At 47.7% G+C, this 21,114-nt stretch carries 19 protein-coding genes; 17 read left to right on the forward strand and 2 right to left on the reverse strand.

Annotated features, from left to right (window positions below; all coding sequences use genetic code 11):
• Window positions 1-549 precede the first annotated feature (549 nt).
• The 13 genes from MCJ35_RS06850 to MCJ35_RS06910 all read left to right on the forward strand — a co-directional run bounded on the left by MCJ35_RS06850 (window position 550) and on the right by MCJ35_RS06910 (window position 14,019).
• Entirely contained in the window at window positions 550-1,896 is a 1,347-nt protein-coding gene (locus tag MCJ35_RS06850) for a hemolysin family protein (protein WP_025482304.1), read from the forward strand.
• Between the two features lie 26 nt (window positions 1,897-1,922).
• The gene (locus MCJ35_RS06855) at window positions 1,923-3,071 is read left to right on the forward strand and encodes a sodium ion-translocating decarboxylase subunit beta (RefSeq protein ID WP_025482303.1); all 1,149 of its coding nucleotides are present in this window, start codon (window positions 1,923-1,925) and stop codon (window positions 3,069-3,071) included.
• A 24-nt stretch (window positions 3,072-3,095) separates the two neighbouring features.
• A complete protein-coding gene (locus MCJ35_RS06860) occupies window positions 3,096-3,239 on the forward strand; it encodes an OadG-related small transporter subunit (RefSeq protein WP_168164699.1) in 144 nt (47 codons plus the stop codon).
• 510 nt (window positions 3,240-3,749) lie between these two features.
• Window positions 3,750-4,412 (forward strand): helix-turn-helix transcriptional regulator, encoded by a 663-nt coding sequence (locus MCJ35_RS06865; RefSeq protein ID WP_025482302.1) that lies wholly within the window; start codon window positions 3,750-3,752, stop codon window positions 4,410-4,412.
• A gap of 198 nt (window positions 4,413-4,610) precedes the next feature.
• Window positions 4,611-4,997, forward strand: a complete 387-nt coding sequence (locus MCJ35_RS06870; RefSeq protein ID WP_025482300.1) for a RidA family protein — start codon at window positions 4,611-4,613, stop codon at window positions 4,995-4,997.
• A 19-nt stretch (window positions 4,998-5,016) separates the two neighbouring features.
• Complete coding sequence (locus tag MCJ35_RS06875; RefSeq protein WP_025482299.1) at window positions 5,017-6,243, forward strand: M20 family metallopeptidase; 1,227 nt, start codon at window positions 5,017-5,019, stop codon at window positions 6,241-6,243.
• An 11-nt stretch (window positions 6,244-6,254) separates the two neighbouring features.
• Window positions 6,255-7,622 (forward strand): allantoinase AllB, encoded by a 1,368-nt coding sequence (allB, locus tag MCJ35_RS06880; protein ID WP_025482297.1) that lies wholly within the window; start codon window positions 6,255-6,257, stop codon window positions 7,620-7,622.
• A gap of 24 nt (window positions 7,623-7,646) precedes the next feature.
• Window positions 7,647-8,729: a BMP family ABC transporter substrate-binding protein gene (locus MCJ35_RS06885; RefSeq protein ID WP_025482295.1), complete on the forward strand. Its 1,083-nt coding sequence runs from the start codon at window positions 7,647-7,649 to the stop codon at window positions 8,727-8,729.
• A 77-nt stretch (window positions 8,730-8,806) separates the two neighbouring features.
• Entirely contained in the window at window positions 8,807-10,327 is a 1,521-nt protein-coding gene (locus tag MCJ35_RS06890; protein ID WP_025482294.1) for an ABC transporter ATP-binding protein, read from the forward strand.
• A 15-nt stretch (window positions 10,328-10,342) separates the two neighbouring features.
• Window positions 10,343-11,449: an ABC transporter permease gene (locus tag MCJ35_RS06895; RefSeq protein ID WP_025482293.1), complete on the forward strand. Its 1,107-nt coding sequence runs from the start codon at window positions 10,343-10,345 to the stop codon at window positions 11,447-11,449.
• Window positions 11,439-12,353 (forward strand): ABC transporter permease, encoded by a 915-nt coding sequence (locus tag MCJ35_RS06900; RefSeq protein ID WP_227795064.1) that lies wholly within the window; start codon window positions 11,439-11,441, stop codon window positions 12,351-12,353. The genes MCJ35_RS06895 and MCJ35_RS06900 overlap by 11 nt, the downstream gene beginning before the upstream one ends.
• 9 nt (window positions 12,354-12,362) lie before the next feature.
• Window positions 12,363-13,109, forward strand: a complete 747-nt coding sequence (locus MCJ35_RS06905; protein ID WP_025482292.1) for an SDR family NAD(P)-dependent oxidoreductase — start codon at window positions 12,363-12,365, stop codon at window positions 13,107-13,109.
• 16 nt (window positions 13,110-13,125) lie between these two features.
• Complete coding sequence (locus MCJ35_RS06910) at window positions 13,126-14,019, forward strand: NAD-dependent epimerase/dehydratase family protein (protein ID WP_025482291.1); 894 nt, start codon at window positions 13,126-13,128, stop codon at window positions 14,017-14,019.
• Between the two features lie 90 nt (window positions 14,020-14,109).
• Here MCJ35_RS06910 and MCJ35_RS06915 read toward each other — a convergent pair whose 3' ends face one another.
• Entirely contained in the window at window positions 14,110-15,543 is a 1,434-nt protein-coding gene (locus tag MCJ35_RS06915; RefSeq protein ID WP_008715949.1) for an alanine/glycine:cation symporter family protein, read from the reverse strand.
• A 435-nt stretch (window positions 15,544-15,978) separates the two neighbouring features.
• On the opposite strand from MCJ35_RS06915, the gene MCJ35_RS06920 reads away from it, so the two are divergent.
• Window positions 15,979-16,281 carry a hypothetical protein gene (locus MCJ35_RS06920; protein ID WP_025482290.1) on the forward strand — a complete coding sequence of 101 codons (303 nt, stop codon included), beginning with the start codon at window positions 15,979-15,981 and terminating at the stop codon, window positions 16,279-16,281.
• 32 nt (window positions 16,282-16,313) lie between these two features.
• The gene (locus tag MCJ35_RS06925) at window positions 16,314-17,162 is read left to right on the forward strand and encodes a hypothetical protein (protein ID WP_025482289.1); all 849 of its coding nucleotides are present in this window, start codon (window positions 16,314-16,316) and stop codon (window positions 17,160-17,162) included.
• Window positions 17,163-17,335: 173 nt separating this feature from the next.
• Here the strand turns inward: MCJ35_RS06925 and ychF are convergent, their stop codons facing one another.
• Window positions 17,336-18,433 carry a redox-regulated ATPase YchF gene (gene ychF, locus MCJ35_RS06930; protein WP_025482287.1) on the reverse strand — a complete coding sequence of 366 codons (1,098 nt, stop codon included), beginning with the start codon at window positions 18,431-18,433 and terminating at the stop codon, window positions 17,336-17,338.
• Between the two features lie 182 nt (window positions 18,434-18,615).
• On the opposite strand from ychF, the gene nox reads away from it, so the two are divergent.
• Window positions 18,616-19,953 carry a H2O-forming NADH oxidase gene (nox, locus tag MCJ35_RS06935; RefSeq protein ID WP_025482286.1) on the forward strand — a complete coding sequence of 446 codons (1,338 nt, stop codon included), beginning with the start codon at window positions 18,616-18,618 and terminating at the stop codon, window positions 19,951-19,953.
• Between the two features lie 164 nt (window positions 19,954-20,117).
• Window positions 20,118-21,020 carry a prolipoprotein diacylglyceryl transferase gene (gene lgt / locus MCJ35_RS06940; protein ID WP_120058764.1) on the forward strand — a complete coding sequence of 301 codons (903 nt, stop codon included), beginning with the start codon at window positions 20,118-20,120 and terminating at the stop codon, window positions 21,018-21,020.
• Window positions 21,021-21,114 lie beyond the last annotated feature (94 nt).

Consider the following 21,114-nt stretch of genomic DNA (forward strand, 5'->3'; position numbering starts at 1 on the left):
ATCATATTTAGGATAGGATGCATACTTAGGACAGGATGTATACTTAAGATAGGATATATATTTAGAATAGGATATATATTTAGAATAGGATTTATGGACGGGAGAGGGGGATTACTTCAGCATGCGACCCTATCCCGCTATCCGGATTCATGAGGTGGAGCAAGTGGGAAAGCGTAGTGGGTGAGTGGAATGGGGATGGGAGGGATGGATGCATCTACAGGGGCGTGCAGGTCTTAGTCTTCGGGAAGCGGTGCTAAGAGGCCGGCGTCCTTTGTCTGAGCCCGATATCAAAATCATTGGAAAAGCCAGAGCGCGAGTTTGGGCGCCGGCCTCTTGTCCAGCGCCGGTTCCCGAAGGCTTAGAGCTGCTAGCCCCGCAGCCCGCGTCCATCCCTCCCATCCCCATTCCACTCACGGACGGAATCCCCCACCCACCCCACCCATAAATCCCCTCATCTTAATACAATCTTTAGCTGACAATTCCCCATTTTTTATGTATAATACCCATTAGAACCAATCAAACTAATAAAAAACGGAGGAACAAAACACTATGGAATCTGACCCGGAAGCGGCCAATATTATATTCCAAATCACAATCTTAATTATCTTAACACTTATCAATGCATTCTTTGCAGGCTCAGAGATGGCAGTTGTATCTGTCAACAAGAACAGGATCCGCCGTCTTGCAGAGCAGGGCAACAAAAACGCGGCGCTTATAGAGCGGCTTATGGAAGACTCCACTGTCTTTCTGTCCACCATCCAGGTAGCCATCACGCTGGCAGGATTTTTCTCCAGTGCATCTGCGGCAACCGGCATCGCCCAGGTATTGGCGGTGAAGATGGCAGAATGGAATATGCCATACAGCCAGACACTGGCAGGCGTGGTGGTCACGCTGATACTGGCATATTTTAACCTGGTGTTCGGTGAACTGGTGCCAAAGCGTATTGCCCTTCAGAAGGCGCAGGGATTCAGCCTTTTCTGTGTACGTCCCATATACTATATCTCCCGCATCATGAATCCGTTCATAAAACTGCTGTCACTGTCCACCAGTGGCTTCTTAAAGCTGATTGGCATGCACAATGAGAACCTTGAGACAGATGTGTCGGAAGAGGAAATCAAGTCCATGCTGGAAACCGGCAGTGAGACAGGTGTGTTCAATGATATTGAGAAGGAGATGATTACATCCATATTCTCCTTTGACGATAAGCGGGCAAAGGAAGTCATGGTCCCCAGACAGGATATTGTGGCCATTGACATTAATGAGCCTCTGGAGGATTATATTGATGGGGTCCTCCAGTCCATGCATTCAAAAATCCCTGTATATGAAGGGGATATTGACAATATCATCGGTGTATTGTCCATCAAGGCCCTGACCATCGAGGCAAGGAAAAAGTCCTTTGAGGGACTGGATATCCATTCCCTTCTCATGGCCCCCTACTTTGTGCCGGAAAACAGAAGGACGGACGCCCTGTTTAGGGAAATGCAGAAGAATAAAACAAAGCTTGCCATCCTCATTGACGAATACGGCGGCGTGGCCGGTATGGTGACACTGGAGGACCTGATTGAGGAGATTGTGGGTGACATCCATGAGGAATATGAAGAGGTGGAGCCTGAAATCCTGGAACTGGAGCCACACCGGGTTTACCGGGTATCCGGCAGCATTTCCCTGTTCGATTTAAAGGAAGAGATGCATCTGCATATGGATAGTTCCTGCGATACCTTATCCGGTTATCTTATGGAACAGCTGGGCTACATACCTGGCCAGACGGAACTTCCCATCACGGTTGTGACAGCTGAGGCGGACTATGAGGTGGAAGGCATGGACGAAAGGGTCATCAGCTATGTGAAAATGACCTTAAAGGAGACAAAAAAAGAGGAAGCGGCTGAGGAAATATAGCCGTATACGGCAAGGAGGAAAAGAACATGGGCTTTTTGTTGGACGGAGTCATGGCAGTTACATGGCAGCAGATGTTTATGTATGCCATAGGAATTGGTCTTATCTGGCTGGCAGTGAAAAAGGAGTATGAGCCGTCCCTGCTGCTTCCATTGGGGTTTGGTGCAATTCTTGTGAATCTGCCCTATTCCGGTGTGATAGACCAGATGGTGCAGGGAAAAGTGCCTGCGGCCGGTATCATTGAGTGGCTGTTTAAGACCGGGATAGAGGCATCGGAGGCAATGCCGATCCTCCTGTTTATCGGAATCGGGGCCATGATTGATTTTGGACCGCTTTTAAGCCAGCCAGTGCTGTTCCTGTTTGGGGCGGCTGCCCAGTTTGGTATATTCGTGGCCATCCTTGTGGCCTGTATGCTGGGATTTGACCTGAAGGACGCGGCGTCTATAGGAATCATCGGGGCAGCAGACGGACCTACCTCCATCCTGGTATCCCAGGTGCTTAAATCAAATTACATGGGGCCTATTGCAGTGGCGGCGTATTCTTATATGGCGCTGGTTCCCATCATCCAGCCATTTGCCATCCGCCTTGTCACCACCCACAAGGAACGGTGCATCCATATGGATTATAATCCGAAGAGTGTGAATAAGGCCCTGCGGATTTCATTTCCAATTGCAGTCACCATGATTGTGGGACTGATTTCACCCCAGTCCGTGGCTCTGGTCGGTTTCCTCATGTTCGGTAACCTGCTGCGGGAGTGCTGTGTGTTGAATACCCTAAGCCAGTCCGCACAGAATGAACTGGCGAACCTGATAACCCTGCTTCTTGGCATCACCATCTCCTTCAGCATGAGGGCGGAGCAGTTTGTAAATCCTGCCACCCTTATGATCATGGCTCTGGGATTGCTGGCATTTGTGTTTGACACCATCGGCGGCGTGCTTTTTGCAAAACTTGTGAACGTGTTCCTGAAAATGGCGGGCAGGAAACCGGTGAATCCCATGATTGGCGGCTGCGGCATTTCTGCATTTCCCATGTCATCCAGGGTTGTGCAGAAGATGGCCGCGAAGGAGGAACCAGGCAACATCATCCTGATGCAGGCAGCGGGGACCAATGTTTCAGGCCAGGTGGCATCGGTTATCGCAGGCGGCCTTGTAATCAGCCTTGTAACCCAGTATCTGTAAAGGTATCAAAGGAGGATGGAATCGATGAATATGGCAAATGTGGAGATTGCCCTGGAAATCATGGCAAAGGGCATGGGCGGAATCTTTGTGGCAATTGTGGTAATCATGGCGGCGGTCATGGTGCTGGGTAAGATTACAGGTAAAATAAAGGATAAGGAAGAGGAATAGCCGATAGGTACCGGGCGGCGCCAGGGTGTGTTTCATGATTGCTCATATAAGACTTCTGGGGGGCCGGATTATTGGAATGAGGCATTGCAGCAAGGCATTGCAGTAAGGCATTGTAATAAGGCATTGCAATAAGGCATTGTAATAAGACATTGGAATGAGGCATTGGATTACCTTGCAGGTTATCCGGTGCCTTTTTTCTGAAGGTATTTTTGCGGAATGATGGGAGGGGGTTGATACGGCTGGTAATATTAGGTACAATAGGGGGGAAGCTGACTTTTTGTAAGATATGGAAGGATATATCCCCATGACTGGATGCATCAAACGGAAAGGAAGGAGAAAACAAGACAAAAAGTTTTGAACTAGCTTAAAAACAGGATAAAATATGTGAAATATACATAAAATATCATGATTAAAATGGTATATAAAGTACAAAAACACAATAATCTTACAAAAAGTCTTTACGGCAGACAAAAAGTGTGCTATTATACAATCAGAAAAGGAAACAGGGATATGAAAGAGTTGAAAGATGAAAAAAAGTTTTTAACACAGTTGATGGACATGCTGGAACAGCAGCTGGGTCCACATACAGAAGTGGTCCTGCATGACCTGAAGAAGGATTATGCCAACACAATCGTGGACATCCGGAACGGTCATATAACAGGGCGTGAGATAGGAGGCACGGGAAGCAATCTGGGACTTGAGGTCCTTCAGGGAACGGTAAAGGATGGCAATCGGTTTAATTACATCACACAACTGAGGGATAACAGGATATTGAGGTCCTCGTCCCTGTACATCAAGGATGAGGAAGGCGGTCTGATCGGATGTCTCTGTGTGAATACGGATATTACAGAAAGCGTTAAGCTGGAAAGCTATCTGAAGGAAATGAACCACTATGATATCAATGCAACAGACAAACAGGAAGTATTTGTAACGGAAGTGAATCAGTTATTGGAATATCTTCTTCAGGAAGGCCAGAAGCTGGTGGGCAAACCCGCAGGCGTCATGAACAGGGAAGAAAAGCTCCAGTTCCTGAAATATCTGAACGATAAGGGAGCATTCCTCATAACCAAATCAGGAGAGCGCATACAGTCATTTCTGGGAATATCCAAATATACCATGTACGCATATCTGGATATGATAAAAAAGGAAGAAGCAGGAACAAAAACTGAATAAACGGGCAGCTTGTTAACCAGTGCCACCTGGTGTGGATGATCAGGATACAGAATCTGTCATCTGCGCAGGACGACACAAGCAGCACAATAAAATACACCGGAACCGGATTCTTTTTCAGGGAATTGAAGAAGGTGTATTTTTTGTACCCAAAATTCCGTGAGGATTTTGGAATATAAAAAAACAGGAGGAGGATGTACGATGGAGAAGGTTGTAATCAAAACCGACAAAGCGGCAAAACCAGGGGGATGGTACTCACAGGCTTATAAGGTGGGTGACTTGATATATACGGCAGGTATTACCGCCAATGACCCGGTTACCCAGGAAATGATTGCGCCAGGAGACATTGCAGGGCAGACGGAACAAATTATTAAAAACCTGAAAATAATTTTAGAAGAAGCGGGATCGGATTTGGAGCATGTAGTGAAGACACTTGTTTTTGTTAAGGATATTGATGAGTTTGCAAAATTTAATGAGGTGTATAAACAGTATTTTCCTAATGATCCGCCTGCAAGGAGTACAATGCAGGTTGGGAAATTTAATGGGGATATGGTAATTGAGATAGAAGCGGTTGCTATTTGCCGATAACGAGAAAAGGGGTGGGAAAATGGATGCGAAGGAACGGGTGAAAGCTCTTGTCAAGGATGAAGAAGCGATTAATCTGGTAAGGAATATCGTGCAGATACCCAGTCACTGGGCACAGGAAAAAAGGGAGAAGCCGATATCAGATTATCTGTTGGATTATTTTATGAAAGCGGGGATTGACGCATATCAACAGGAAGTCTATCCCGGGCGTCCCAATGTGGTGGCAGTATTACATGGGACAGGAGAAGGAAAGAGCCTGATGTTTAACGGACATATCGATACTGTGCCGCCTTTTGGGATGGAGGATCCGTTTGGAGCTGTAATTAAGGATGGAAAAATGTATGGGCGTGGTACTGCTGATATGAAGAGCGGTGTGGCCACAATGGCATACGCCATGAAACTTCTTAAAGATGCAGATGTGAAGCTGAAGGGGGACCTGGTGTATGCAGGAGTAATTGATGAAGATGCGGCTGGAAGTGAGGGGACACGCTATATAGTAAGAAACGGACCTTTGACAGACCTGGCTATTGTAGGAGAACCCACATCCCTGCAACCGGTGGTGGCCCACAAGGGGTGCGATTATTTTACCGTTACCTTCTATGGACGATCCGTTCATTCCAGCGTTCCCTGGAACGGCGCCAATGCCAATTACGCAGCGGCAGAGTTCATACGCAGGGTGGAAAATGAAATGATTCCGGAGTGGTCTTCTAAAAAGCATCCTTTCTGCAGCCCGCCCACGATTAATGTCGGATTAGTCCAGGGAGCTGCAAAAGCCAATATGCCTTATCTTTTGGGTGAAAGCCCTACATTTGCAGGTATTATACCGGATTTGTGTAAGGTACATATCGATGTCAGATGGATACCCACGCAGACAATCAAGGGAATTGAGGAGGAATTTAGAAAATTAGCCGAGGAAGTTGCCTCAGGACGTGAAGGTATCCGTGCAACTGTTGAATTTATTGACATGTACAGGCCTGCAATGGAGATATCACCAGATAATATACTGGTTAAATCCATTCAAAGCAACAGTAAGTCAGTGCTAAAAAAGGAATATCCTATAAAGGGAGAAACGTATTGGGGAGATTCCGGATTGCTATGCACATTGGCGGGTATCCCATCCATTATGTATGGACCGGGGGACATTGGCTGTGCACATTCGGATGTGGAATGGGTAGAAACAGGTGAGCTGGCTAAGGCGGCCCTGATTTATGCATTGACGGCAATTGACGTATGCGGTGTGGCAGAGTAGGAGGGAGAAACGTGGGGTTATGTTATGATTTGTTATTGGCTGGCGGGGATGTTGTTTTTGAAAATGGGGTCAGGAAAGCCAATATAGCTGTTAAAGATGGAAAAATTGCGGCAATCCTGGCACCTGGGTTTGTGGTTGAGGCAAAAGAGATAAAGAAAATTGAGGGCCTTACGGTATTTCCGGGACTGATTGATACCCATGCCCATTATTGGGAACCAGGTCCCCAGAATTACAGGGAGGATTTTCATCACGCTACAAGGTGCTGTGCAAGGGGAGGCGTGACAACCACCCTCGAAATGCCCCTTAGTATTCCGCCTGTGGTGGATAAGACATCATTTGAACTGAAATACAATGTTGCAAAAGAAAATTCTGTCATTGATTTTGGACTATGGGGAGGCTGCATACCTGCATCCATAGACCGTCTGGAAGAGATGGATGAACTGGGCTGCTGTGCATTTAAGGTATTTATCTCCTATGCCAATCCGGATTATCCCCATTTGCCGGACCATGAATTATGCCGTGCAATGGAAAAGGTTTCCAAATTTGGAGGTATGATTGCAGTACATGCTGAAAATGCAGATATTGTGAGTAATTTCTGTCAATGGAAAAAGGAAGAAGGAGTCCGGCAGCCATCCAGGTATCATGAAGGCCGTCCAGCTTTTTCAGAGGTGGAAGCCATTCAGAGGGCCGTTCTGTTTTCCAAGGTATATGGAACGGATTTGCTGATCTGCCATATGAGCGCTGCGGAGGGAGTGGATGCAACCCTGGAGGCCAGAAGGCAGGGGCAGCATGTATATACAGAAACATGCCCTCATTATCTTGCATATGACAATACCCGTATGGATGAGTGCGGTGCATTTGCAAAATGCAATCCGCCAATCAGGCCGAGGGATAATCTGGAGCGGTTATGGGAACATGTACTGAACGGTAATATTGATGTGATTGGAACAGATCATGGGCCGTATTCTAAGGAAGAAAAACTGGAGGCGGATAATATCTGGGATGCATTGCCGGGATTTGGCGGTGTTGAACTTATGCTCACCATCATGATTACAGAAGGATATGTAAAACGCGGCCTGCCTTTGCACCAAATTGCCAGGATGACATCGATTAATGCAGCCAGGATTTTCGGCCTGCAGCAAAAAGGGGCAATAGAAGTGGGAAAGGATGCAGATTTTGCTATTGTGGACTTAAACAGGAAGTGGGTTTATGAAGGAATGAAATCATTTTCCAAAACATTACTGGATTGCGGGATATTTGAGGGGTATCATTCTGAAGCAGCTGTCTGCGAGACCATTGTACGAGGTTCCACTGTTTATAAGGATGACACAATTACCGTGGATTCAGGCTATGGTATGTTCATACCACGCCAAATTTAATATATTCCAAGGAGGAAAAAGAATATGAAGAAAACAAAGAAGTGGCTCACGTTAGTTATGTGTATGGCAATGCTGGCAGCATCCATGGGCGGATGTGGAGGATCAGGTACAGCCGCTACCCAGGCACCGGCATCAGCCGCGGGTACGGAAGCAAAACCAGACAACCAGGAAAAAGAAACTGAGAAGAAAACAGAGGATAAAAAGAGCATGAAGGCTGCTTTGGTAACCGCTCAGAAATTGGGGGACCAGGGTGTTACGGACCTTTGCCACAGTGGATTCATGAAGGCGGCAGATGAATATGGTATGGAGACCCAGATAGTGGAGGTACAGAAGGGCGAATATGAGGAAAGTATAAGGGCACTTTGTGAAGATGGATATGACATCGTTGTTGCATTGAATGTGGAACTGGTAGATGCAACTTCAAAGGTGGCGCCGGATTATCCGGATGTGGATTTTGTACTGACCTTAGGTGAGGTAGAACTGGATAATTTAAAGTGTCTGTTAGGACAGGAACATGAAGGCTCTTATCTGGCAGGAGTAGAAGCGGGTATGATTACCAAGACAAACCATATCGGTTTTATAGGCGGACAGGATAACGCTGAGATTAACCGTTTCCTGGCAGGTTATGAGCAGGGAGCCAAATCCGTGAATCCTGATATCGTTGTGGATCCTGTGTATGTAGGTTCCTTTGAAGATCCCACAAAGGGGAAGGATCTGGCATTAATGCTGTATAACCAGGGATGTGATATTGTATATGCTGCGGCGGCTAAATCCGGTCTCGGGATGTTTGACGCTGCAAAGGAAACAGGAGGACTGTGCATCGGTGTTGATGTTAACCAGAATGATGTGCTTCCCGGACAGGTCATCGGTTCAATGGCAATTGCATATGACCAATGGATATACAATGCCATGAAGGAAATTGCAGAAGATAAATTTGAAGTTGGCGTGTTCTGGTATGGATTGGAAAATGATAATGTGTATCTGGCGCTTCCTACCAAAGAGCAGTATGATTTGCCAGAAGATGTGCTGAAAGCAGTTGAGGATGCCAAAGAAAAGGTGGTATCAGGAGAAATAACAGTAGACCCTGTTGCTGAAAAAGATAAATAGAACCTGGATGACGTTTTGCGGCAATGAAAAACAGCATTGCCGCAAAAATGACACTATGGTGAAAGGGGAGCAAAAAAGTGGCATTAGCAGTTGAAATGCAGGATATTACCAAAAAGTTTGGTAATTTCACTGCCAATGATAAAGTGAACCTCCAGTTGAAGTGGGCTGAAATCCATGGCATTTGTGGTGAGAACGGGGCAGGAAAGACCACGCTTATGAACACTCTTTACGGTCTGCATCAGCCTACTGCCGGGGATATATATATTGATGGGAAACGGGTAATTATCCACAGTCCCAAGGACTCGATTGCCCTGGGGATTGGGATGGTACAGCAGCACTTTAGCCTTGTCCCGTCAATGACAGTGGCAGAAAACATAGTAATGGGAAAACCTCCTCACGCAAAAAATGGTTTGATTGATAAAAAGAAAAGCATTGAAATCGTAGAAGAAATCAGCAAGAAGTACAATCTGATAGTAAATCCGTCCGCTTTAGTCAAAGAATTGCCGGTAGGCCTGCAGCAGAGGGTAGAGATTTTAAAAGCATTATATCTGGGAGCAAATATATTGATTATGGATGAGCCCACGGCAGTATTGACGCCACAGGAAATCAATCAGCTGTTTATTACCCTGGATGAATTAAGAAATCAGGGAAAATCCATTATTTTAATCACACATAAGCTTTCGGAAGTCACAGCCATTACAGACAGGATAACTGTTATGCGGCTGGGCAAAACAGTGGGGACCATAGATACAAAGGAAACCACGGAACATGAAATCGCCCGGATGATGGTGGGGCGTGAAGTGTTGATGAACGTTGAAAAAGACATATCTGAGCCAAAGGAAATCGTATTAGATGTGAATCATATATCCTGTAGTAATGACCAGGGCATTCCTGCTGTGAATGATGTCTCCTTTTGTGTGCGGCAGGGGGAAATAGTAGGCATAGCCGGGGTTCAGGGGAACGGCCAGACCGAACTGATAGAAGCAATCACAGGGTTGCGGAAAATACGCAGTGGCAAAATCAGCATAGGCGGCAATATCCTGGGTGGAAAGAACACATCCAGACAGTGCAGGGACCTTCATGTGGGGCATATCCCAGAGGACAGGCAGGAGGTGGGGGCTGCCAGATATGCAAGCATAAGGGATAACTATCTTCTGTATCTGCACACACTGAGACGGTTCCATAAAGGGATATTCCTGAACTATAAGGAATTTGACAAGGCTTGTATAGAGGGGTTGGCTGAGTATGATGTGAGATACAATAAGATTCAGGATAATGCCAGCTCACTGTCAGGAGGTAATCTCCAGAAACTGATTATTGCAAGGGAAATGTATACCAAGCCTCATTTACTGGTTGCGGCACAGCCCACTAGGGGAGTTGACATAGGAGCCACGGAATTCATCCATAAACAGATTGTGGCTCAGAGGGATGCGGGAAGCGGGGTTTTGCTGTTTTCCAATGAACTATCAGAGATAATCAGCCTTAGTGACCGGATTCTTGTTATGTACAGGGGACAGATAATAGGTGAAGTGGACCAGATCCATGCAACGGAAGAAAAACTGGGTCTGTGGATGGCTGGAATAAAAGATGAAAGATGATAGGAGGATAATGATTTGAGCTTGGAGTTTAAATTAAGACCGGTTAATATAAAGACAATCATATCAGCCATCATAATCTCTTTTCTGGTAGGCGGTTTGATTGTGCTGGGCAGCGGATATAATCCTGCGGAGGTGTATTATAAACTATTTAAAGGAGCTTTGGGGAGTAAATTTGCGATTGCATCCACTTTAAGATGGATCACGCCCCTGTTGTTTACTTCTGTTGCATCCGCTATTGCGTTTAGAGGCGGTATGTTTAACATGGGAGTTGAGGGCCAGCTGTATATAGGGGCACTGGCTGGAACCATTGTGGGGGTTTCCTGCAAGGGCCTTCCGCATCTGGCACATGTTGCCCTTTGTTTTTTGGCTGCCATGACGGCTGGTATGTTTTATGCCATGATACCTGCATTGATGAGGGTCTATCTGAATGCCAGTGAGGTAGTTACAACCCTGATGTTGAATTATATGATAATAAATTTAAACAATTTTATCATTCAGGAGTATTTCCTTGCAACAGACAGCATGGTTTCGACCATTGCCACCAATGAGATTGAGGCGAGTGCAAAGCTGACGTCTATCATGCCGCCTTACTCAGTCAATACCGGACTTATAATCGGAGCGTTCATGATTGTCCTGTTTTATATACTGTTCAATAAGAGTAAACTGGGATATGAGTTCCATATATCTGGCGTAAATCCACAATTTGCAAGATATGGGGGAATCCAGGTGGACCGGGTAAGGATAGGTGTCATGCTGATTAGCGGATGTATTGCCGGATTAGGCGGAGCTGTTGAAATCATGGGGGTTCAGGAACGTCTGATGGCAAGCTTTTCTCCAAATTTCGGATTTGACGGGATGCTGGCCGCCTTGCTTGGTAATAGCACTCCTCTTGGGGTAACATTATCTTCCGTATTCTTTGGGACGCTGAAAGCAGGGGCATTATCCATTGAAAGAACTACAGATGTATCCAGGGCTTTGGCTGATGTGATTAAGGGTATCATTATCTGTTTTGTTTCTGTCAGGACGCTGGGGTTACTGGACAGGATTTCGTTTAGATGGCCGGGAAACCGCGTATTGCGAAATAAGGGGGAAGGAACAAAGGAGGTAAAAAATGTTTATTAATGCTACACTTTTAGCGGTAGTTGCACGAGTTACAACCCCTATTGTTCTTTGTGCTTCCGGCGGATTGTATTGCCAGCTGGCAGGGACTCCGAATATAACGTTGGAAGGGGCCATGTTGATGGCTGCATTTGCTGGAGTGGCAGGCAGCTATTATACAGGCAGTGCCCTGGTGGGGTTGTTATGTGCTATATTAGGTTCGCTTTTAATTAATCTTTTATTTGGCTTCCTGCATCTTAGGCTGGGCGGAGAAGGAACCATTACAGGATTCGCTATTAATTCCCTGTGTCTTGGCCTTACCACATTCCTTTTACGGTCCATGTTTAATGTTACAGGAACACTGGTGGATGACCGCATCGTAGGATTACCAAAGTATAGTATCCCTATCCTGAAGGATATCCCCATCCTGCAGCAGCTGTTCACCAACCATACCCTGTGTACCTACTTTTCCTGGATATTTATTATATTGACATATATCATTTTTTACAGGACAAAATATGGTATGAATATAAGGGCCTGCGGTGAAAATCCCACAGCAGCCTCATCTGTTGGTGTGTCTGTTACAACCATAAGGTGGAGTACTATCATGATTTCAGGCATTATGAGCGGGCTTGCAGGCGCACAGATATCCCTGGGGTATCTAAGCATGTTTTCTGAGAATATGACATCAGGCAGGGGATTTATTGCTTTGGCTGCCATCATGCTTTCTGGCGGAAGGCCCATTGCCATGTTTGTAGCTGCCTTGCTGTTTGGCGTGGCGGAAGGTCTATCTAACCAGGCACAGCTGACAGCGATATCTTCGCACTTAATCCTGACATTGCCATATCTCATGGTAATTGTTGTGCTGTTGCTGCAGCCGGAGCAGATGAAGGCTTTAAAAATGCGGATCAGACAGATGAAAGGATAAGGGAAGGATATGCGTTTAGATGGGAAATGTATCATAATAACAGGGGCAACAGGAGGGATTGGCAGGGCGGCAGCAGAGTTGTTCCATGAAGAGGGGGCAAGGCTGGTCCTGTCAGATATAGATGTGGATAAGGGGGAAGCGCTGGCATCACAGTTATCTGGAAGCCATTTTGTTCCCGCTGATATCTGCGATTCGGGACAGGTGAACCGACTGTTCGAGGAAGCGGTGGACTTTATGGGTAAGATAGATGGCCTGTTTCACACTGCCGGAATTGTTTCTTCCTCTGACCTTTTTTCCTGCACAGAGGAGCATTTTGAGAAAATCATGAATGTTCATCTTAAGGGGACGTTTCTTTGTCTGCAAAAAGCAGCGCTGAATATGATGGAACAGGGCGGTTCCATCGTGCTTACGGCATCGCAGCGTGGAATCCTGGGTGCCACTGGCTCCATTGCATATAATGCGGCTAAAGGAGGTATTGTAATTATGGGAAAGAGTGCGGCAATGGAACTGGGAAAATATAATATACGGGTAAATGTCCTTTGTCCAGGTGCGACAGAAACTCCGATGCTCAGGCAGGATATTGCAAACAGCCCGAATCCGGAGGAATTGGAGCAACGCATGCTCAGTACATATCCTTTAGGGCGTTTTGGGACATCAGAGGAATCCGCTTATGGTGCTCTTTATTTAATCAGTGATGAGGCGGCATTCACGACGGGTACGACATTAGTGGTTGACGGAGGCAATACTGCAGGATAATCAGGAGGTTGAAATCATGAGGATTTTATTGGTAGGGGGAAGCGGGCTGGTTGGCACCAGACTCGCATCCTATCTGGCAGAACAGGGGAATGATGTGATATGTTTTAACCGCACCATACCGCGCGGCGTATCGGAACAGTGTATATATGAGACAGGTGACCTGGGTGAATATGGCCTCTTGTATCAAATCATGAAAAAATACAGGATAGAACAGGTCATACATAATGCGGCTATTTCCCATCCCATGCTGTATAGGGACAATCCTTATAAGGTTTACCGTGTAAATGTGACAGGAACCTTAAATGTATTAGAGGCAGCAAAACTCTTTGATGTCAGCCGTTTTATCTACATTAGTTCCGGTGCTGTATATGGAAACACGGATGCCCCTGTGGTGTATGAAGAACAGAAGCTTCATGGGGAAAGTCCTTATGGCGCTTCCAAAGTGGCTTGTGAGGAGATTGTGAGGAACTATGGGGTGCAGTCAGCTTCTCTAAGGGTAGCCTTTGTATACGGTCCTGGAAGGAGTATGTCATGTCCGGTTGAACAGGCTTTGCGCCATGCTGTAAAGGGAGAGGAAATGCTGCTGGATAAAGGCGCTGACCAGAAGATGGATTACATTTATATTGATGACTGTGTGGAGGCAATCGCCCGGATTGTCAGCAGCCGTACATTACACTATGATGCCTATAATATAGGCGGAGGACAGCTGGTACCTTATAGCCGGGTGATTGATAAAGTAAAGGCACTGTATCCCCGGTCCCGGATTGAAGTGGGGGCCGGCGGCCTTGGTTATGATGATTTGGGAGCAATGTCAATCCGGCGTATAGAAGAGGATACGGGTTGGAAACCTGGCATATCAATTGAGGAAGGGATAGAAAGATATGCTTTATGGATGGAGAAGAATATATAAACTGACGGATGACAAGAATGTGATATGACCGAACAAAAAGAAAGGGTTGGATTTTGGCAGTGCGGCCAAACATCCAACCTTTTTAAATCCTTATTTATCCTCCACCAAAGGAATCGGAGTCTCATCCTTCTCATCCAGATGCGCCAGATAATACTTCGTATCCTTCACAATCACGCCGGACAGCAGCAGCACGGCAATCAGGTTAGGAATCGCCATCAGTGCATTAAGCGTATCCGCAATACTCCATACAAGCTCCAGCTGGATTACAGGGGCAGCCACCAGCACCACGGCCCAGGCCACGCGGTAAGGAATCAGCCCTTTCTTGCCCATCAGGTATTCCAGGCACCGTTCGCCGTAATAGGACCAGCCCAGGATGGTGGAATATGCAAATGTGATGATACCCACGATGAGGATGGGCTGCCCGATATAAGGAATCAGGGCAAATGCCGCATTGGTCAGTTCTCCGCCGGACAGGTTGGTGACGCTGATGGAATCATAGCCAATGATGCTGCTGACCAGGACAAGGCCGGTCATGAGACAGACCACGACGGTATCCCAGAAGGTTCCGGTTGCAGATACAAGGGCCTGGCGCACCGGATTGCGGGTCTGGGCAGCGGCGGCCACGATGGGGGCGGAACCCATACCGGATTCATTGGAAAAAAGCCCGCGGGCAATTCCGTACCGGGCCGACATCATGATACCCGAGCCAACCAGACCGCCTGCGATGGAGCGCATTTCCGTAAAGGCGCTGCGGAATATGATGGAAAATGTCTCACCCAGGAATGCCCGGTTGATGAAGAGGATGAAAATGCAACCCACAACATAGAAAAACGCCATGAAAGGCACCAGCTTTTCGCACACCCTTGCAATGGATTTCACCCCGCCGAAGATAACCAGGCAGGTAACCCCGCTTGTGATAAGGCCCACTGCAAGGCTGATGATCCAAGGATATGTATCCAGCAGGGCCTTAAGGCCGCCGGATGTCATAAGCGGTTTCACATTGCTGTTTACAATACTGGAAATGGCGTTGACCTGGACGCCGCATCCGATTCCAAAGGATGTAAGGGTGCCCAGCACTGCAAAGATGATGCCCAGCCACTTCATGCCCAGTCCGCGCTCCAGGGCATACATGGCGCCTCCCAGCATGGTGCCGTCCTTGGTGCGCACGCGGTACTTGACGGCTATGAGGGATTCACCGTACTTGGTGGCAATCCCGAACACGCCGGTGAGCCAGCACCACAGTACGGCGCCTGGACCGCCAAGGGCAATGGCGGTCCCCACGCCAATGATGTTGCCGGTTCCTATAGTGGAGGCAAGGGCGGTTGTAAGGGCTGCAAACTGGCTGATGTCGCCGCTGGAGTCGGGATCTTTTGTGACAGAGAGCCGGATGCCGGTCAATGTTTTCCTCTGGATGAATCCCGTACGGATCGTGAGAAAAAGATGTGTTCCAAAAAGAAGTGCAATCATGGGAATCCCCCAAAGATAGTTATTGATGGTTTCCACAATGGTGCTAAACAGTTCCATATCAAATCCCCCGTTTTCTGAGTCAATAATATTAATAATTTAGCACAGTAAAATGGAAAAAGCAAGAAAATATGTTTTCAGGCCAAAATAGAAGGGTAAAACAGAAAATATTTTGAAAAAATATAAGGTAAACAGAAAAAGTTACGGAAGGATACGAAAACACGGATACATGGCTACCTTGCAGGGAAATGGAAAATCATAGAACGGGAGGGGAGGGAAAAGATAAAAAAGTAAGAAACTGACCGAAACAAGCAAGAAACTGACCAAAAAAATCAATTGGCATAATGCGGCAGGGCATTATATAATAAAGGCAGTGTATGAATCCGGAAAAGAATGGGGAGTGATAAGCATGATGCTTTTTTACAGAATGTGTCTGTTCTAGGTATGGAGTAAGTACCCGAAAGGGTAAATCTAAAGCCCATACCAGGGATAAGAATGGACAGAAGTTTACAAAAGGAGTTTAACGGACAGGTCAGCGAATGGGAATGGGAGCTGTACAGGCGCAATATGAAGCGGATGTACAAGACTGCCAGGAACTGCCGTGACCCCAGGGAAAAGGCCCTGGAAGACTACCGCCACCGCCGCGGCACCAAATGGTTTTATAAACATGAGTGCAAGGAAGTAAGAAGGCAGACCAGGAGAAGCCTGCGCACAAAACTGAAACGGGAACTGTATAACGAGGCATATTACAGGGTTGTCCCTCATGACTATAAGACATATGGATGGCTTACCTGGTGATGGAAAAGCGCTTGTAATGAAGGAGGGAAATCATGAGACTGAAAAAAGCAGCATTAACGGCATCCGTCATGATTTCCTGCCTGTCCTTCCTCCAGCCGCCGGAAACAAAAATCTATGAGGAAGACCTGGCGCTCCGTTATGGGCGGCAGCTGACAGCGGTTTTCGGGGAGGACAGCCGGATTTCTCCCGGGGAAACCATCACAGGGTATTTCTGGAATAAGGATACGGATAAACCGGATTGGAACAAGCCATACAGATATACCAGGTGGGAACTGGATTACACGGATGCCTACGGATGTCCGGCCGCTTTTGTGTTCAGCAATTCTGCGGAAAATATCACAGGGGCTGTCCGCAGCCACCTTAAGGCCAGGGTAGAAGCCTACTATGATGAGAATTTCCTTCAGCCATATATCGTACCATATGTGGATGAGGACAGTGTTTCAATGTACTGCAGCTTTTATTCGCTGTTTTCCGACCGGAAACGTCCGGAGACAAGTATAATGTTTGAGGAACGGCTTCAATATGAAATGGATATACTGGAACATGCCAGACTGGATGAAATGCGGTATGAAACCGTATTTGATGAGTATCCGGTAACCCTTTCCATGTACGGCTATGTCCGCTACGGGGACCTGTCCGCGGCAGAACGGCAGGAGAAAGTGGATTTCCTTGAGGCGCAGCTTAATAAAATGACGGATGCCATGGTCCGGTATACCGGCGGCTGCTTAAACGGCAGCGTCGGCATCACGTTTCTGGATGGGGATGGGCCTGATGCCGTCATCGGTTACCAGATTCTTAAAGGAGAGATTTATACAGGTGAAGATTTTGAGGTGGACCTGCACCAGGCATTTTTCGGCCCTATTGACCTGGATGGGGCATGAGGGATGCGGATCATGGTGGCAGCGGATTATGGTGACAGTGAATCATGGTGACAGCGTATCATAATGGTACCGTACAAATCAAAAGCCGGTCCCCTGAAGGGAATCCAGCCAGGGCATTTTAAGACATGCCCTGACGGTTACCCGTTTTCAGGGGACCGGCTTTGATATTGGTCTTATACATTAAAACGGAAGAGAACCACATCCCCGTCCCTCATCACATATTCCTTGCCTTCTGAGCGGACCAGGCCTTTTTCCTTAGCAGCGCCCATGCTGCCGCAGTTCATCAGGTCGTCGTAGTTCACCACCTCGGCGCGGATGAAGCCGCGCTCAAAGTCGCTGTGGATCTTGCCTGCTGCCTGGGGCGCCTTGGTGCCCACCTTGATGGTCCATGCGCGGCTTTCCTGAGGACCGGCCGTCAGGTAGCTCATAAGGCCCAGGATACGGTAGCTGGCGGCAATCAGCTTCTCCAGTCCGGATTCGGTAAGGCCAAGGTCATCTAAGAACATTTTCTTCTCATCCTCATCCAACTCTGCGATTTCCTGCTCAATCTCAGCACAGATGACAAATACCTCACATCCATTTTCGGCAGCAAAACCGCGTACGGACTGTACGTAGCTGTTGTCAGCGCCGTCATTTGCCAGGTCGCCTTCCGCAACATTGGCAGCGAATATGACGGGCTTCCAGGTGAGCAGGTTCAATGTTCCGATGAATTCGCGTTCATCCTCATCCTCTGTCTCGTAGCTGCGGGCCAGCCTGCCTTCTTCCAGGTGGGCTTTCATGGCCTTTAACAGTTCCACTTCCTTGGCCAGATCCTTATTGTTGAAAGCGCCCTTGGACTGCTTTGCAATGCGGCGTTCCAGAATCTCGATATCAGAGAAAATCAGCTCCAGGTTAATGGTTTCAATATCCCTTAAGGGGTCGATACAGCCGTCCACGTGGATGACATTGGGGTCGTCGAAGCAACGGACCACATGGACAATGGCGTCCACCTCGCGGATATTGGACAGGAACTGGTTGCCCAGGCCCTCGCCTTTGGATGCCCCCTTTACAAGTCCTGCAATGTCCACGAATTCGATGACGGCGGGAGTGGTTTTTTCAGAGTTATACATTTCAGTGAGCCTGTCCAGACGCACGTCAGGAACAGGCACCACGCCTACATTGGGGTCAATGGTACAGAACGGATAGTTGGCTGATTCCGCGCCTGCCTTGGTCAATGAATTAAAAAGAGTACTTTTTCCGACATTGGGAAGTCCTACGATACCTAATTTCATATGATTACCTTCCTATTATAATAAGTAATTACAGCCTTATTATCATATCATAAAACATGGGGGAATGAAAGCAGAAAATGTTTAACTGCCAAATGTCAATAAAATCAGGTTTGGCGGGAAGAATATAAGCACAGGCACATGAAGGACATGAAGCAATCCAAAACAGTTTAAGGAGATACAAGATGGGAGAGACAATCGTAGTAATCGGAGCCAACCACGCGGGAACAGCCGCCATCAATACAATACTGGACCAGTTTCCGGGCAACCGCGTCATTGCATTTGACATGAACTCAAATATCAGTTTCCTGGGGTGCGGCATGGCCCTTTGGATTGGGAAACAGATCCAAGGCCCGGACGGCCTGTTCTATTCCAGCAAGGAAATATTCGAGGAAAAGGGCGCGGCCATCCACATGGAGACCAGGATTACCCACATTGACTATGACAGGAAGATCGTGCATGCGCGGGACAGCGCCGGAAAGGACTTTGAACAGTCCTATGATAAGCTGATACTGGCCACAGGATCCATACCCATCCGCCCGGAGATAAAAGGCATGGACCTGGAAAATGTCCAGTTCGTAAAGCTGTTCCAGAATGCCCAGGACGTGATTGAGAAGTTAAAGGATGGATCCATCCGCAGGATTGCCGTTGTGGGGGCAGGATACATCGGGGTGGAACTGGCCGAGGCTTTCAGGCGGAATGGGCGTGAGGTGGTGCTGATTGACTGTGCGGATACCTGTTTATCCGGATACTATGACAGGGAGTTTTCCGATATCATGGCAAAGAACCTTGAGAGCCACGGCGTAAAGCTGGCATTCGGGGAAACAGTAACGGGACTGGAAGGCGGCGGGAAGGTCCAGAACGTCATCACGGACAAGGGAAGCCATGAGGCTGACATGGTGGTTTTCGGCATTGGATTTAAACCAAATACAGTGCTGGGGCAGGGACAGCTCAGGCTTTATAAGAATCATGCCTTTTTGGTGGACCGGAAGCAGGAAACCAGTATTCCGGGAGTCTATGCCATCGGTGACTGCGCCACGGTCTACAATAATGCCATCCAGGCCACGGACTATATTGCGCTGGCAACCAATGCGGTCCGCTCGGGTATCATTGCGGCCCACAATGCCTGCGGCCGGCTGCTGGAATCCCCGGGCGTGCAGGGATCCAACGGCATCAGCATATGGGGGCTTCACATGCTCAGCACGGGAATCAGCCTGGCCAGGGCAGGACGGATGGGATATGCGGCTGCCGTGACGGATTACGAGGACTGGCAGAAGGCGGAGTTCATGGAGGATGGGAACAACCGTGTGAAGATACGCATTGTCTATGACAAAGATACCAGGATCATACTGGGGGCACAGATGTGTTCAGACTATGATATTTCCATGGGCATCCACCTGTTCTCCATGGCCATAGAAGAGCAGGTGGACATTGATAAACTGAAGCTCTTCGACCTGTTTTTCCTGCCTCATTTTAATAAACCCTATAATTATATCACCATGGCAGCCCTGGCAGCCAGATAAAAGGCAGATGAAAGGTTGATGAAGGGCAGATGGAACGCGGATGAGAGGCAGGGAAATCCCTTCTTGCATTTTAGGTTACTTCGGGGTAAAATGGGAAAGTATAGCATCAGGTGTCCCAAGGACAGACATGCCCTGGTGCAGGATGTAAGGAAGGAGATTTTTCTATGGAAGCAGTGACAGGAGCAGATTTAAGCTTTGTGAACCTGGGCATTACCATACAGCACCTGCCGAACAGTATCACGGTGTTTGGTTTCAGGATTGCATATTACGGGATCATCATCGGGCTGGGGATGCTGGCCGGGATGGCCGTTGCATTTAGGGACGCAAGGCGCAGGGGCCAGGATCCGGATGTCTATCTGGATTTTGCCTTGTACGGCATCATATTTTCCATTATCGGCGCCAGGGCTTATTATGTGATTTTTGACTGGGATAACTATAAGAATAACCTGCTGCAGATATTTAACACCCGGGGAGGCGGACTGGCAATCTACGGCGGCGTCATCGGCGCGGTCATTACCCTTATCGTGTTTACCAGGGTCAGGAAGATGTCCTTTTTCTCCATGGCGGACAGCGGCGTGCTGGGGCTGATAACGGGCCAGATCATCGGCCGGTGGGGGAATTTCTTTAACTGCGAGGCGTTCGGGGGATTTACCAACAACCTTTTTGCCATGCGCATTAAGAAGAGCCTGGTGAACCCGTCCATGATCTCACAGCAGCTGATTGACCATGAGATTGTGGAGAATGGGATTGCCTACATCCAGGTCCATCCCACCTTCCTCTATGAGTCGGTATGGAACCTGTGTGTCCTTGGTTTCATGCTGTGGTACAGGAAACACAAGAAGTTTGAAGGGGAAATGCTCTGGATTTATTTCCTGGGTTACGGCCTTGGCCGGGTCTGGATTGAGGGCCTGCGCACGGACCAGCTATTGATTCCCGGCACAGGATTCGCGGTGTCCCAGCTGCTCTCGGCCGCCCTGGTACTGATATCGGCCGGAATTATCATTTATAAACACCAAAACCTGAAAAAGGGGAGGAAAGTGGGGGATATTCCAGGGGGGATTAAGTAAAAAAATCAATATTTAGTACTTGTAAGTGGGGGTATCCCACATGTAGAGGCAGTTGCGAAAAACCACGCAGCTGCCTTGTTTTTTTGAAATTTTT

This window comes from Enterocloster sp. OA13, from assembly GCF_022440595.1.
Taxonomy (GTDB): domain Bacteria; phylum Bacillota; class Clostridia; order Lachnospirales; family Lachnospiraceae; genus Enterocloster; species Enterocloster hominis.